Origin of the sequence: Clostridium sp. D43t1_170807_H7, from assembly GCF_015555905.1 — a bacterium.
Taxonomy (GTDB): Bacteria; Bacillota; Clostridia; order Clostridiales; family Clostridiaceae; genus Clostridium.
In genome coordinates this window covers 35931-51545 of the sequence record NZ_JADNLK010000012.1, presented here as the reverse complement: position 1 = coordinate 51545, position 15615 = coordinate 35931, and the positions used below count along the sequence as shown (strand labels likewise).

General features: G+C 27.9%; 17 protein-coding genes. 7 read left to right on the top strand and 10 right to left on the bottom strand.

Features of this window, described 5'->3' with window-relative positions:
- Nucleotides 1-13: 13 nt before the first annotated feature.
- Both I2E98_RS09395 and I2E98_RS09390 read right to left on the bottom strand, forming a co-directional pair.
- Nucleotides 14-718 carry a prealbumin-like fold domain-containing protein gene (locus I2E98_RS09395; RefSeq protein WP_195468659.1) on the bottom strand — a complete coding sequence of 235 codons (705 nt, stop codon included), beginning with the start codon at nucleotides 716-718 and terminating at the stop codon, nucleotides 14-16.
- A 181-nt stretch (nucleotides 719-899) separates the two neighbouring features.
- Nucleotides 900-2201, bottom strand: a complete 1302-nt coding sequence (locus tag I2E98_RS09390) for a uracil-xanthine permease family protein (RefSeq protein ID WP_195468658.1) — start codon at nucleotides 2199-2201, stop codon at nucleotides 900-902.
- A gap of 312 nt (nucleotides 2202-2513) precedes the next feature.
- Between I2E98_RS09390 and I2E98_RS09385 the strand changes: the two genes are divergently transcribed.
- The gene (locus I2E98_RS09385) at nucleotides 2514-3233 is read left to right on the top strand and encodes a polysaccharide deacetylase family protein (RefSeq protein WP_243251044.1); all 720 of its coding nucleotides are present in this window, start codon (nucleotides 2514-2516) and stop codon (nucleotides 3231-3233) included.
- Between the two features lie 902 nt (nucleotides 3234-4135).
- Here the strand turns inward: I2E98_RS09385 and I2E98_RS09380 are convergent.
- From I2E98_RS09380 to I2E98_RS09360, 5 genes are all read right to left on the bottom strand, one after another.
- Nucleotides 4136-4324 carry a DUF4250 domain-containing protein gene (locus I2E98_RS09380; RefSeq protein WP_195468657.1) on the bottom strand — a complete coding sequence of 63 codons (189 nt, stop codon included), beginning with the start codon at nucleotides 4322-4324 and terminating at the stop codon, nucleotides 4136-4138.
- A 349-nt stretch (nucleotides 4325-4673) separates the two neighbouring features.
- Nucleotides 4674-5546 carry an ATP-binding protein gene (locus I2E98_RS09375; RefSeq protein WP_195468656.1) on the bottom strand — a complete coding sequence of 291 codons (873 nt, stop codon included), beginning with the start codon at nucleotides 5544-5546 and terminating at the stop codon, nucleotides 4674-4676.
- 159 nt (nucleotides 5547-5705) lie between these two features.
- A complete protein-coding gene (locus tag I2E98_RS09370; protein WP_195468655.1) occupies nucleotides 5706-6356 on the bottom strand; it encodes a hypothetical protein in 651 nt (216 codons plus the stop codon).
- Between the two features lie 26 nt (nucleotides 6357-6382).
- The gene (gene hisJ, locus I2E98_RS09365) at nucleotides 6383-7177 is read right to left on the bottom strand and encodes a histidinol-phosphatase HisJ (RefSeq protein WP_195468654.1); all 795 of its coding nucleotides are present in this window, start codon (nucleotides 7175-7177) and stop codon (nucleotides 6383-6385) included.
- Between the two features lie 42 nt (nucleotides 7178-7219).
- On the bottom strand, nucleotides 7220-7804 hold the full coding sequence (locus I2E98_RS09360) for a BRCT domain-containing protein (RefSeq protein WP_195468653.1): 585 nt from the start codon (nucleotides 7802-7804) through the stop codon (nucleotides 7220-7222).
- A gap of 213 nt (nucleotides 7805-8017) precedes the next feature.
- Here I2E98_RS09360 and I2E98_RS09355 point away from each other — a divergent pair, with 213 nt between their 5' ends.
- Both I2E98_RS09355 and I2E98_RS16185 read left to right on the top strand, forming a co-directional pair.
- Entirely contained in the window at nucleotides 8018-9139 is a 1122-nt protein-coding gene (locus I2E98_RS09355) for a hypothetical protein (protein ID WP_195468652.1), read from the top strand.
- Nucleotides 9140-9240: 101 nt separating this feature from the next.
- Entirely contained in the window at nucleotides 9241-9375 is a 135-nt protein-coding gene (locus I2E98_RS16185; protein WP_279324974.1) for a hypothetical protein, read from the top strand.
- A gap of 152 nt (nucleotides 9376-9527) precedes the next feature.
- On the opposite strand, the gene I2E98_RS09350 is transcribed toward I2E98_RS16185, so the two are convergent.
- The 3 genes from I2E98_RS09350 to pepV form a co-directional block, all read right to left on the bottom strand.
- On the bottom strand, nucleotides 9528-10913 hold the full coding sequence (locus I2E98_RS09350) for an FAD-binding oxidoreductase (protein ID WP_195468651.1): 1386 nt from the start codon (nucleotides 10911-10913) through the stop codon (nucleotides 9528-9530).
- Between the two features lie 358 nt (nucleotides 10914-11271).
- Nucleotides 11272-12486: a peptidase T gene (gene pepT, locus I2E98_RS09345; RefSeq protein WP_195468650.1), complete on the bottom strand. Its 1215-nt coding sequence runs from the start codon at nucleotides 12484-12486 to the stop codon at nucleotides 11272-11274.
- Nucleotides 12487-12516: 30 nt separating this feature from the next.
- On the bottom strand, nucleotides 12517-13920 hold the full coding sequence (gene pepV, locus I2E98_RS09340) for a dipeptidase PepV (RefSeq protein WP_195468649.1): 1404 nt from the start codon (nucleotides 13918-13920) through the stop codon (nucleotides 12517-12519).
- A gap of 204 nt (nucleotides 13921-14124) precedes the next feature.
- Between pepV and I2E98_RS09335 the strand changes: the two genes are divergently transcribed.
- From I2E98_RS09335 to I2E98_RS09320, 4 genes are all read left to right on the top strand, one after another.
- Nucleotides 14125-14277, top strand: coding sequence for a hypothetical protein (locus I2E98_RS09335; RefSeq protein WP_195468648.1), 153 nt, complete (start codon nucleotides 14125-14127; stop codon nucleotides 14275-14277).
- A 76-nt stretch (nucleotides 14278-14353) separates the two neighbouring features.
- A complete protein-coding gene (locus tag I2E98_RS09330; RefSeq protein ID WP_195468647.1) occupies nucleotides 14354-14629 on the top strand; it encodes a spore coat associated protein CotJA in 276 nt (91 codons plus the stop codon).
- On the top strand, nucleotides 14626-14889 hold the full coding sequence (locus tag I2E98_RS09325; RefSeq protein ID WP_195468646.1) for a spore coat protein CotJB: 264 nt from the start codon (nucleotides 14626-14628) through the stop codon (nucleotides 14887-14889). Before I2E98_RS09330 ends, I2E98_RS09325 begins: the two co-directional genes overlap by 4 nt.
- Nucleotides 14890-14892: 3 nt before the next feature.
- Entirely contained in the window at nucleotides 14893-15471 is a 579-nt protein-coding gene (locus tag I2E98_RS09320; protein ID WP_195468645.1) for a manganese catalase family protein, read from the top strand.
- Nucleotides 15472-15615 lie beyond the last annotated feature (144 nt).

Here is a 15615-nt window from a genome sequence, read left to right as displayed (position 1 = left end):
ATCATTATTTAAATTATTTTGGATGCTTTTTTATTCTATTGACTACAATAATACTTTCTTCTCGTAAATCTTTATTAATAGTTACTTCATTCCATTGAATATATGTTGGTTTTTCAAAGTACTTTCTATTAACTATCTCTATGACTCTATAACTTCCCTCTGGTAAGCCATCAAATACAACAATTCCATTTTTATCTGTTAACTTTGAACTTACTAATTTAGGGGATAGTCCATTTAATGCATAAAGATTTACTTTTGCTTCTGATATAGCTTTTCCTTTTCTATCTCCTAACCTGACACCTACTGTAATTTTTCCTTTTATACGTTGCCCAATATATTCATCATTTTCTTTTATTCTATTACTTTTATTTCTTGGTTCTGATTTATTTGTTCTATCTTCTTCTAAATTATTATTATAATTTGAAGTTTTATTATTAATATAATTTTTACTCTCATCATCATCTAGTAATGTTGCACCTTGAATTTCAATAGTAAATCCATTACCTAAATTATATTTATTACTTTCTTCCTGTCTGATACTTCTATTTTTCACTTGATCATCTACTAACTCTTCTTCTTTTATATCTTCTGATTTTACATCAATTATAGGAATATTATCTTTTGATAATGCTCCATTTCCTACTATTGTATCATTATCAATTGATTTATATTCTACATCTAAATCATTATCAAAATCATCCTCTATTCTGATACGCATAAAAACCTCCTAAAAGCATATATTTACATAATACGCAATTGGAAGTTTTTTTGTGATAAAAATATTTATTTTTAAATCATTTCTTTAATAACTTCAAATTTTTCTAATATAGATTTTAGTTTTACGCAAAAATTAAAACACTATACATGATAGTTTTTTATGTATAGTGTTTATATATTAATTAAATATCTTTTTTTGTAAATTTATTTATTTGTGTAAATATTATATTTAACACAACTCCAACTATTGCAGCTAAACTTAATCCAGATATACTTACTGTTTCTGTTATTTTAATTGAAATTGGATGACTTAAAAAGTTTCCTGATAATCCAACAAATAAAATAGAAACTATAACTATAATGTTAAAGAAGCTAAATTTAACTTGTTCTCTCTTTATAGTCTTAACTCCAACAATTGCAATCATAGAAAATAATATTAAACTTATTCCTCCCATTACTGGTTGTGGTATTGTTCTAATAACAGCCCCAAATTTGGCAACAAAACTAAGTAATATTGCAAATACTGCTGTTATTCTTAATATTGCTGGATTATAATTTTTAGTTATTGCAAGAACCCCTGTATTTTCACCATATGTAGTGTTTGCCGGTCCTCCAATAAATCCTGCTGCTAAAGTAGCTAGCCCATCTCCTAATAAGGTTCTATTTAAACCTGGATCCTCTATGAAGTTTTGTCCAACAACTTCCCCATTAGTAGTTATATCTCCAACATGTTCCATGAATACAGCTAATACTACTGGTGCTATAATTGCTATTGCTCCTATATCAAATTTAGGTAATGTAAAACTAGGAACTGCTATTAAACTAGCACTTTGAATCTCAGCAGTAGATACTTGTCCTAATACTAAGCTTATTGTATATCCAATAGCTACAGCTATTAATATTGAAACTTGTGATAAAAAACCATTGCTAAACTTTTTAATTAATAATGCTATACTTAAAGTTATTATTGAAATTACTACACTTATTAAAGCACCCTTTGTGCCTGATATTAATTCTGTTACACCCGTCATCTCTAATGCACTTGGTATTAAGTTAAGTCCTATTACTATAATCATAGGTCCTACAACTTGAGCAGGCAATACTTTCTTAACATTATTTAATCCTACTTTTCTTATTAAAAGTGATACTAAAACGTAAATTGCTCCAACTACAATAATTCCACCTTGAGCATATCTTAAATCACCATACTTCTCTGCTACCGCTACAATTACTGGAATAAATGCAAATGATGATCCTAGAAATACAGGAACCTTTCCTTTAGTACATAAATGGAAAATCAAAGTTCCCACTCCTGCTGAAAATAATGCAACCGATGGATCTAATCCCGTAAGCATTGGAACTAATACCGTTGCTCCAAACATTGCAATTAAATGCTGAAGTGCTAATACTAATTTGAAAAGCGAATCCTTAATTCCCTTTTCTGCTTCTCTTTTTGATGAAATACTACCTGTAAACTGTGTCATGAAACCCACTCCTTATTTATTGTTTTAAGGAGAAATTTTAATTTTCTCCCTTTCCAGCCTCTCTGGACTGTTATTAAAGGTAAATAAAAAAACTTCTTACATCGGTAAGAAGTTATAGTTATCCTGTAAATACTAATACTGTAAACTCTGAACTTACCGAAATCTCTGTTTCGACTTAAAGCTTTTTTTGTTATTATATATCCTTTATAAAAAAATATCAAGAAATATATTATATTAATTTTGCACATAATATAATTACATTGCATGTAAAAGGTATCTTTATAAAATATTTATAGAAAAGAGTGATTACTTATGAGAAAATTTTTATCAAACTTAATTATTTTTATGCTTTTAGCTTTATTAGACTGTCCGCAATTAAATGTTTATAGTGAAGATGGTGATAAAAAAGATGATTCTAAAAAAGTTGTTTATTTAACCTTTGATGATGCTCCTGGAGGTGAGGTGACACAAAAAACTTTAGACATATTAAAAGAAGAAAATGTACCTGCTACTTTCTTCATTATTGGTGAACAAATAAAAGGTCAGGAAGATATAATTTTAAGAATGAAAAATGAAGGTCATAGCATAGGATTACATAGTTTTACTCATGAAAGGTCTAAATTATATAGTTGTAGCTCAGGTTTTATTAATGAAATGAAGCAAGTTCAAAAAGCCCTTTATGATGTTACAGGTGAAAATTACTATATATTAAGATTTCCCTTTGGAACAAATAATAGTACATATAGATTAACAAATGAAATGGTAGATGCAGTTCATTCAAATAATTTCAAAATTTATGATTGGACTCAGGATACTTTAGACGGAGCTAATCCTAACTCATGTCCTGACACCATACTAAATAGAGCAATATCAACTAAAGATAATGTTGTTGTCTTAATGCACAATGCTCATGCTAATAAGAATACTGCACAAGCTGTAAGAGGCATTATTAAATATTATAAGAGTCAAGGCTATACCTTTAATAAAATAACTGTAGATACTCCTGAAATATATCATGTCTTAAAGAAGTAATTGAATTCTATTGCGCACACAGCGAGACCTAAAAATGGAATATTACTTTTCCGGGAAGCGGTGAAATTTTCGCTAAGAATTTATATAATTGATTCCGTAAAATTTACTAAAGATTTTAAACTTGCTAAAGCTTCAAACAATAAAATCTTATTAACGCAAATTTTACTACATCAATTATTAAATTCTACAACTTAATTTCAATGCTTCCCTCCAAATTAATATTTCATTTTTTCTTTTCACTGTTTTGCTTATTTCCCCCACCTTAAAGTTAACGACTTCTGCTACAAATTTGTATGACAAGTCGTTAACTTTAAAGGGATTCAACTTCAAAATTGCAGACCTAGGCTTTAAAGCTAGTGATAGAGAAAAATTAATGATATCACCGGAAGAAAGTATTATATAATAAGCTTTAGAATTTAATTATTATTGTAATAAAATTAGCGTTAAGTGAATCTCTAAATCTTGATTTAGTTAGATGAACTTACTCCTCTGAGCGATAGTGAAGAGTGAGTTTCCTTTTAAAAGGAAGCACCTCCTGCTAAAGTCGGATGTGTAAGTTCGATCAGCAAAATTGAAATTTTGAATCTCACTTAAGGTAAGCTATAGCGAGCTTCGAAGCTTTAGCTAATTTTATGTAAATAATAATATAAATTCTTAGCGAAATTATATGACTTACTGGAGGTTATATCATTAATTTTCGGCATCACGGCATTAACGCGATAGTTCGCAATTTAGTTAATGTTTTTTTTATTCTTTTTATCGTTTATTAAAGTTGCAACTAATGCAGTTGATGCTGCTAATACAACTGCTAACTTTCCTATCTTTTTTATCTTCATTGTCTTCCCTCTACTTACATCCAATGTTTTTAGTATAATTATATATTACTATAATAAATTAGTAAATTACTTAAATTGATTTATATCACTATGATATTTATACCCAGCATTTTCTAATTTTTCTTCTATTATATTTCTACTAATATCCATATCTTCACAATAACTGTCTAAATTAGAATAAAAATCTCTAAGCTTCATATTAATCATACTTACTAATATATTTGGATCCATTTTTAATAATACTTCTCTATCCATTATTTCCTCCATTTTTATATTTATTTCTTTAATAATTGTAACATATAAAATATGTTTACTAATAATTATATTTTATATAAAATTAAGCTAAAATACATACTTTATGTACTTTAGCTTAATTCATAAATTTATTTTTTATTCTGATTTATATCTATTTATCTTTTCCAACCTTATTTACTTCTGGCACTCTTGCTGCCATAGGTTTTTTGGGACCTTTAAAATGATCATTTTCCCAAGTTGCTCTTTGACCTTTTTTAGCCATAATATCACCTCCACTAAATACTATATACTTAGTATTAGCAAGATGGCTTGTTTTATTCTCACTAAAATATATGGTCCATAATACTTATTATTTATTTTTTGGTGTATCAGGATCTAAAAATGAGTATTTTTCTCCATCCTTTTCCCATCCTAAAATTGAATTCATATTTACATTTGAAGCTGCCTTAAATATTGATTTATCAACATCATTAAAATTCTTCTTTAATTCTGCAATTAAATGTTTAATTTCATGTCTCTTATTACCTATTTTTTCTGCTGCCACCATACATGCACAATTTAATGGCCAAAGACCAGTGTACTTTATAAATCTCTTAATAGCTTCCTCTTCTACATAATAAAGAGGTCTTATTAACTCTATTCCTTCAAAATTATCAGCTTTTAATTTAGGTAACATTGTTTTAAAGTTTCCTGCATAAAGTACATTTAACATTGTAGTTTCTATTACATCATTATAGTGATGTCCAAGTGCTAACTTATTGCATCCAAGCTCTCTTGCTTTATTATATAATGAACCTCTTCTCATTCTTGCACAAAGATAACAAGGATAATCCTTTGCCTTTTCGTCAATTATTTCAAATATTTTTGATTCATATATATGTACTGGAATATTTAAATGTTCACAATTTTCTATAAGTAAATCTTTAATTTGTGGATGATATCCAGGATCCATTGCTATAAACTCAACTTCAAAGTTTACTTGCCCATGCTTTTTTAACTCTTGAAATAACTTTGCCATAAGTAAAGAATCTTTACCTCCAGATATTGCAACAGCTATTCTATCTCCTTCTTCAATAAGCTGATAGTCCTTAACAGCTTTTATAAACTTAGACCAAATTGGTTTTCTATATCTCTTAACTATACTTCTTTCTATTTCCTCAAGAGTTTTTTTAGCTTCTTCTGGAACTATTCTTTCGCATCCATGACCTGCTATACTACTCATAATTATCACCTCATATTTTTAATAACAAAATCAATTTTACTTAAATTATAAAATAAAAGCAACCATTTGATTACTTTCCCTTAATAAACAATAGTAGGCAAGTCAATTCTTCTTTAACATACCTACTATATATAACTTATATAATTATTTAATCAATCATTATCTATAACTAACTTCTCCAAGAGCTGGAACATGATCAAATTCTATTTTAGAATTTTTATAAGTAAATTCTATACCATCTATCCACTCACCAGTATAATTTCTTTGTAATAATGTTGTTATCAAGGTATATTCAGTTACACTTCCTCCTGCGGAACCAGCAAAATAATTATTAATCCAATTTATCCCCTCATATTTATCAAAAGTAATATCTGTAGCATTATTACCTAATTCATCTAAGTTAAATAAGGCTACTTTCTTTCCTTCTATATTATTAATTTTAACAAATTCAATTGGTAAATTATCAAATGCTTTTTCACTTAATCCCTCTGATAATTTTTCTATCTTTTCTTCTAATGATAACTCTTCATTTACTTCAACTTCTCCTATAATTACTTGCTCATCTGTATTTACATCTTTTGAATACAGCATCATTTCTATAGTTTTTATTGACTCTTGATTATTTTCATTATCTGTAATTTCTACATTGTCTTCTTTATTATCATTAGATTCTTGATTATTTAAATCTTCTGATACAATATTAGAATTATTTTCTGTAGTGGTATTTTTCTCTGCACACCCTATTGTTCCAAAAGCAACACAAGATACTACTATACCTACTAATATTTTTCTCAACCTTATACTCCTCATAAACTTCCTCCAAGCTGTCTATATTCTTATTTAAAATTGAAACCTACATCCTTTGCAAAATGTGAATCTGAACCGTAAACCATTTTCACATTATTTTTTATTGCCATTTCGTAAAATTCTCCACTAGGATATGGTTCTCCACAAAACTCTTTTCTTAAGCCTGCTGTATTATAATCAATTTCATAATTTCCTTTATTTATTTCATCCATAATTTCTTGAAATAACTTTATATTAGAATAATTAGCTGGATATTTTTTGTTAAATATCCTAACAAGAGTTGGATGTCCTATCCTTTTGGGCTTAAATTTTCCTAAATTACTTTTTATTGATTTCAATACTGTATTATAATACAAACTATATATTTTTTCTACACTTCCTATCCTTTTTAATAATTCTTCAAAAGATTCTATACAATCAAAACAATAATACTTTCCTTCATAAATGCCAATATGTGTTGATAAGATTGCATCATCTAATAAATCTCCATATTTATCAAGCATTTTTATAGTGAATTCCTCATATCCATCTAAATAATCTACTTCTAAACCAATATTTATCTTTATTTTATCTTTATATTTCTCTTTATAATACTTTACTTCTTTAATATATTTATCTATATTCTCAATACTAGGAGAAACACTTTCTAAAAAATCATCTCCCATACCTTCTATTACTATATCTTCAGGCATTGTCATATGTTCTGTAAATGTTATTTCCTCAATTCCTCTATTAATAGCATTCTCTAAGTATTCTTCAAATCCATCATTACTTCCATGAGGACAATAATGACTATGAACGTGTCCATCTCTTCTTTTATTCATAATACTCCCCCCTAATTATTTTTATATAAATATATAATAAACTTACCTATTCATAATAAGACGCTTATTAAATTCACCTAAAGTTAATACTTCTACATTTAAGCTTCTTGCCATTTCTAATATCTTATTAACTTCCGAACTAGGTTGATATACTAGTATATCTGTATTTTCGTCCATATTATTTACTATACTCCCGCCATTTAATTTGATATTTCTAATTATTCTTTCTCTAGCTGCATCATTACTTATAAATAATGTAATGTTTTTTCTTAAAATATTTATTATCTCTCTTTCTTCATTTCCTAAGTCTATATTCAATGTGTCATCTATTTCAATTTCATCTTTTCTAACTTTGCCTTGTAATATATCTTTAAAATCAGAAATAGTAATTATATCACATCCTAAAACTTTTGCTTTTCTTAACTTACTTCCTGGTTTTTCACCAACAATTAAAATATCACACTTTTTAGTTACTACACTATCTACGTTAGCTCCTGCTTGTCTGGCTAGGCGCATTAATTCTCCTCTAACTAAAAAACCTCTTCCTGTGAATACTATATTTTTTCCCCCTAATACTTCTCTTGCTGATTGAAAATTAAATTTTTTATAGTCTATTCTTTCTTGCATTTATATATCATTCCTCAACTAAAAATATAAAAATAACTTTTACTTTATCCTTTGTTAATATCATTATCATCATGTATTACAAAAATATTTAATTTCTATTATATCACTTATTAATTATAAAAAATACTAACATATTTAATATAAATTAACCGTATACATATTATGAAATTGTTTAAAATTCCTTAAATATATAATAATCAGGAGGATATTATAATGAAAGAAAATTTAATAAGTGATATTGATTCTTTAATAAATCTTTTGAAAAAACATCAGGATACAAATATTAAAGCTGTACTAGGATTTGATGGGTTTGTTGATCAAATTCTTCATGTTGTCAGAACTAGAACCGATGCTAATAATTATGTCAGAATGGAAACACTTAAAGAGTTTGGTGAATTCATTTCTAAAGCAGCTGGTCTAAGTGCTAATATTGAATTTATTCCAATACAAAGTAAACTTGGTGGTAATGGCCCAATCATGAGTAATGCATTATCAAATTATAATTTAGATGTAACCTACATAGGTGCTGTTGGAGAAGATTCCATTAATCCTGTCTTTAATGAAATGAGTAAAAAATCTACAGTTATAAATATATCAAACCCTGGTCTTACAGACGCTGTTGAATTTTTAGATGGAAAACTTATGATTGGAAAACGTGAATGTCTAAAAGATGTTAATTGGGATAAACTTAAAGAAAAAGTTGGAGTAAAAAAACTTATTTCACTTTTCTCTGATGCAAAGTTAGTAGGATTAGAAAATTGGACAATGCTTCCTTATATGACTGAAATATGGAATGGTTTAATAAATGAAATTATACCTAATATAAATGATAATTCTGATAAATATATATTCTTTGATTTAGCTGATCCTGAAAACAGATTAAAAGATGATATATTAGAAGCTCTTTCTGTAATAAAACAATTCTCTAGTAAATTTAAAGTAATTCTAGGTCTTAATGAGAAAGAAGCCTATGAAATTGGTGAAGTTTTAAATATTTCATCACCATCTAACAAACCAAATTTAGATATTTTAGTTAAATCTATAGCAAAAAGAATAGATATTTATTGTTTAGTTGTTCATCCTATCAAAGAAGCTTATGCAGTATGTAATGATAAACTTTATCATACTATTGGACCATATGAACCAAATCCTAAATTGACTACAGGAGCTGGAGATAACTTTAATGCAGGTTTTTGTTTTGGACAAATACTTGGTCTTTCTGTACAGCTTTCATTAGTACTTGGAACAGCAACCTCTGGATATTATGTAAGGAATTCTAAAAGTCCTAATTTAGAAAATATTATAGATTTTCTTGTTTCTTGGAAAAAAATTTAAATTAATTATATAAAATTATGTCAAATTTATCTTACTTTCATAGTATATATTATAAAAGCAAATGAAGAGGAATATCATTATGAGAAATAACTCTAATAACTATGAAGATGATTATAACAATTCTAATGAATGCAGAAGATCGTCACGAATTTGTATTTGCAACTTTAATAGAGGCACCTACAGTAAAAGAAAGAGATAGAGACAGAGATAGTGACTTTATCTGTAGTGATAATTAGCAATATCTATAATTTAGCAATATCTATAATAAAAAATACAGTAGGTGATTTAAATATCGCCTACTGTTCTAATATCCCTTTTTATATACATAATTAAATCTTGCATTTATCTTAATTAACAAATATAAAGCGTCTATTTAAAAATAAATTTTTTATTCTACTAGAATATTATACCATAGTCTTTTTTCTATTCTAATATCTTGTTCAAAATTAAAGAAGTCATCTTTATCATATTTTTCTTTTATTATCTTTAATAATCTAGAATTTTCTCCATAATATTCCTCTTCATAATTATCTATTTCTGCACATGGAAAATTAATAAATGCTCCTTTTGTTATGGATTTTATGTACTTTAATTTTTCTACTAACCAACTTCTATTTATTTGCGCATATTTTGCATCTTCCCATACAGATTGAAATCCTAATATAAAGCTTGCATCTCTATGATAAAATGCAGTACTATCTTTCTTAACCTCTTTTATAACTCCCCCTAATCCATAAAATGTAATTGCAGTATAAATAGATCCCTCAGCTCTTTCTTCTATTATATTTAAAAGCTCTATAATTTCTTCTCTAGTATAATCCCTATATACAAAATTTCCTGAACTCTTATATCTTTCATATTCGGGATGACTATCTTGTATTATTCTATTAGCTTCAAGAACAGTCATATATTCTAAACTATAAATTCCTGAAGAAACAATATCCTTTATAGGTTTTAAAACCTCATTAGCTAACTTTTTATCTCCATAGACTAATCCAACTATTTTTACTCCCCTACCTTTTTCACTAGAGTTGTAAATAGCCATTTTAAAATTAGCTCTTTTATCTAAAATTTTAAATTTTTCTTGCCACGCTTCTATCAAACTAATATTTTCCTCAAAGTCGATATTAGTAAAATCAATATTAACTAATGTTGCCATATCTATTTTAGGTGGTAAATTAAAAGTCATAGACGTAACTACACCAAAATTTCCTCCACCACAACCTCTTAAAGCCCAAAATAAATCTTCATTTACATCTTTATTACAAACTATTAAATTTCCATTACTATCTATCAATTCAGCTTCTACTAATCTATCACAACCTAATCCTAAAAGCCTAGATGAATATCCCCATCCCCCACCTAAAGTAAAGGCTACTACTCCAACGCTTGGACAACCTCCTCCTGGAAATGGATATCCTTTTTTTCCTACTGCTTTATAAAGTTCTCTATTACGAGTTCCACCTTGAACCTTTACGGTTTCATTTTTTTCATCTATATAAATTTTATTCATTTTACTAACGTCAATAACTACTATATCATTTCCTGTAGAATATCCTTCATAATGATGACGTCCACTTCTTATCCTTATTGAAAGTGAATTATTTTTAGCAAATATTATTGCATTTCTGATATCATCTTCAGTTTTGCAATATACAATTACTAATGGATATTTTTCTATAGCCCTATTCCAAGCCTTTCTCTCTTCTTCATATTCAAAATCTTCTTTAGTAATTACTTCTCCAGTTAATCCTCTATAATCAAAGTTAATCATTTTTTCACCTCACTAATGCTTCTTCCTAATATTAAGTACTTTTAGATTATTTATAAATATCATAAATAATATCAATTCCTACCCATACTTTTGATAATATCATAACTCAGAGCCTATTTTCTATAATATCTAAATATTTTAATTCAAAATAACAAAAAGCCAACAAATTTAATTGTCAGCTGTAATTGTAAAAATATATTAGCATATTAATAAAAATTATTGTATCTGCCCTTTCTGACCCTCCACAACCTATAACAATTATCCTCTTCATAAAATTAATACCCCCACTATAAATTTTATCATAAAAATAAGCAGAGTAATTACTTACTCTGCTAAAATTAATATTCTATATAATAATTTATTCAGCATATTTCTTTAATATTTCAATTATTATATTTGTAGCAATTTCCATTCCTTCTACAGTAATATGCTCATACTCTCCATGAAATGCATATCCACCTGTTCCTAAGTTAGGGCAAGGTAATCCCATATAACTTAAAGTAGCTCCATCAGTACCCCCTCTAATTGGTTCAATTACAGGTGTAACATTTAAAATTTTCATTGCAGCTTTTGCATTATCAATTAAATGCATACAAGGTTTAATATGCTCAGCCATATTCTTGTATTGATCTGTAATTGTTAATTTTACTGTACCTTCTCCATACTTTTCATTTAATAACTTTTCAGCTAATTGTAATGTAGCTTTCTTAGACTCAAGTTTACATGCATCATGATCTCTTAGTATATATCCTAATACTGCATTATCAGTATTTCCTTTAAAGCTTTCTAAATAATAAAAACCTTCATATCCTTCCGTATGTTCTGGTTTTTCACCTTGAGGTAACATTCTATCAAATTCAATACCTACATTTGTTGCATTAATCATTGTATCTTTTGCAGAACCCGGATGAACTGATACACCATGAATTTCAACTGTTGCTGCTGAAGCATTAAAGTTTTCATAAGAAATCTCTCCTTCTACTCCACCATCCATTGTATATGCAAATTGTGCACCAAAGTTTTTAACATCAAATTTACTAGCTCCTCTACCAATTTCTTCATCAGGAGTAAAGCCTATGCATATCTTTCCATGAGGTATATTTTCCTTTATTATTCTTTCACAAGCTGTCATTATTTCAGCAATACCCGCTTTATCATCAGCTCCTAAAAGAGTAGTTCCATCTGTTGTAATTAAAGTTCTTCCCTTTAAATTCTTTAAATGCGGGAATTTTTCTACTGAAAGAATTGTTCCATTTAATAATGTTAAATCTTCACCATTATAATTTTCTACTATTTGAGGATTAACATTTTCTCCTGGTGCTGCTGGTGCAGTATCCATATGTGCAATAAATCCAATACTAGGTTTATCTTCATATCCTTCAGTTGCTGGAATAACTCCATAAACATAACAATTTTCATCTACCTTAACATCTTCAATTCCAATTTCCTTCATCTCTTCAACTAATATATTAGCTAAATCAAATTGTCTTTTAGTTGACGGTGTAGTTTCTGATTTTGGATCAGATGTTGTATATATTTTTGCGTATTTTATTAATCTTTCATATGCTTGCATGTTTTTATCTCCTTTTATATAAACTATTTTTTATTTACAAAGTTCTATTATTGCTTGAGTAAATATTTTGGCACTAAGAATAAGTTCATCTATAACTGCAAACTCATTATTACCATGCATATTATTATCAGTACCTGGCATTGTACAACCAAATGCAACACCATTTTTTAAATGATGTACGTAAGTTCCGCCACCAATAGCAATACACTCTCCTTTTTTACCACTATACATCTCATAACATCTTAATAAAGTCTGAACAAAATCGGAGTTTTCATCAACATGATGACCTTCAAATACATTACATGGTTCTAGTAATATTCCTTCTTTATTTAAATTTTTTGAAATAACATCTCTTAAGTTTTCATCATTTGCACAAAGTGGCGCCCTACAATCAAATGTACCTTTTAATCCAGTAGTGCTATATTCAAAAATAGTAAATGATAAAGTTAATTCTCCAGAAATCTCATCACTCATTTTAACACCAATTGCATCCCCTTTATAATCTCCATGAGGGAATAGTTTACTTATAGCACATATTCTTTTAAATCCTTCTGATTGTGCAAAATTCATAGATGATAATAATTCCAATATAGCTGTTAACGCATTATTAGCACTTTCTGGATAAGCTGCATGACCACCAATTCCTTTAGCATTTATAATACATTTATTATTTTCTTCATTGACAGTAAATTTTACTCCAGATTTATTTGTAGCATTTTCAATATACTTTTCTACCTCTTTTTTGCTAAATCCTTCTATAACTGCTTCTGCCCTATCTGGAATAACATTAACCTTAACACCTGAATTTATAGATAAAACTCTTGGTATTGTACTATCTTCATTAAATTCAGCTTTAAAGTTACCTTTTAATCCACCTTTTTCAACATTTATAACCGGGAAATCTGCATCTGGTGAAAAAGTCATGGGTGCTTCTTTTTCTATCTTATAATAATGCTCAATATCAGAACTTCCACACTCTTCATCTGTTCCTAATATAAGTCTAACATTTTTACTTAATGGAATATTTAAATCCTTTACTGCTTTTAATGCATATAAAGCAACTATAGCTGGACCTTTGTCATCTGCAGCTCCCCTTCCATATAATTTACCATCTTTAATTATTGGATTATATGGTTCAGTTACTGTCCATTCATCACCTGCTGGAACTACATCTAAATGAGCAAGTATATCTAAAGCTTTTTCTTTATCATTAAAATCAACTGTTCCTACATAATTGTCATAATTATTAGTTGCAAACCCCATGTTGCTAGCAATACTTAAAGCCTCTTCTAATGCCTTAACTACACCTGCACCAAAAGGCATTCCTTCTTTTGCTTCTTGTCTATCGCTTTTTATTCTAATTAATTTACATATATCACTTAACATCTCATCTTTATTTTTATTGAAATACTCCTCAATTAATGCTTTATACATTTTAAAACACCTACTTTCTCTTAAAGCTATATTAGATACTATTATATCCTATTTTGTCCAATTTATAAACTATTAAGCAATACTCACTATTTTATTTAAAAGAAAAAAGCATAGTGATTATAATTTTATCATTGCTAAGTTTGATATATTGTTTCATAATAAATACTAAATTAAAAATACTTTTTATAAGGAGATGAAAGTCCTATGTCATCAAACAAAAAGAATACTATTACTTTAGTATGCCCTGTCTGTGGTGAAGAAATGAATGAGTATGAATATGGATATGATAATAATGTTCATGGTAAAATTTATTTTAAATGTAAATATTGTGGTCATAAAGAAAGTAAAATCTTATAGGTCAATATTTTATCACTTTTTCTAATTTTCTACATAAAGTATTATCATAGAGAATTTAACGAAGGGATATACTATTATGTACTATAAAAGAATCGATGACTGTATAGACTGCAATGATTGCGTAAATAATCCATCTGAACTATCATGTAACATTGCTTGTTCTAACACAAAAAAGAACTGTTATGAATCTTATAAAGTTTTTGACCCTCAAACCTATGCAAAGGCATGTATTGCCCTACAACCTTATCAAAATTTATTTGATATAAATTGTGCATTCGATGCTGGAACAATATTTAAGGATATCTATAGTCCTTATTGTGCTATTAAGTATTCTGAGGAGGCCAAAAAATGAATCAACATGAATGTTTAGATGCAATTAGAAAATTACAATTTTTCGCAATAGACTTAAATTTATATTTAGATAATTTTCCTAACTGTAAAGATGCAATTGATGACTATAAGTTAATTTCCTCCAAACTAAGAAAGTTAATTTGGGACTATGAGCAATCATATGGTCCATTAAGCAACTTTGGTTCAGCTTATATTCAAAATCCTGACGCTTGGATTGATACTCCTTGGCCTTGGGAAAATGCAAGTAACAGGGAGGATTAATTTATGTGGTATTATGTTAAAACTTTAGAGTATCCTATTAATTTGAAATCTTGTGATTTAAATATGGCAAAACTAATAATAACACAATATGGAGGTCCTGATGGTGAATTAGGAGCTGCTCTTAGATATTTAAATCAAAGATATACAATGCCAACAAATAAATCAAAAGGATTACTAACAGATATAGGAACTGAAGAAATGGGACACGTTGAAATGCTTGGAACAATGGTTTATCAATTAATGGAAAATGCATCTATTGAGCAAATAAAAGCTGCTGGATTAGCTGGACACTACGCTGATCATGGTAAAGCATTATTTTATACAGATGCAACAGGTAATCCATGGACTGCAACTTATATCCAAGCAAAAGGTGATGTCATTGCTGATATACATGAAGATATGGCTGCTGAACAAAAAGCTAGAGCAACTTATGAATGGTTAATGAACTTAACAGATGATGCAGAAATAAAAAAGATTTTAGGTTTCTTGAGAGAAAGAGAAGTCGTTCACTATCAAAGATTTGGTGAGGCTTTAATGGATATACAAGACAACGCAAAGCCTAGTAAATTTAATTGTAAATAAATATACGATTCTTTAATATAAAATAAATCCACAATTTATACCTTTAAGTATGTTGTGGATTTATTTATATACATTTACAATTTAACCTCCGAACAATTCATGTTATCATTATGATATAATTGTATTTAATTACATTTTTTTCTT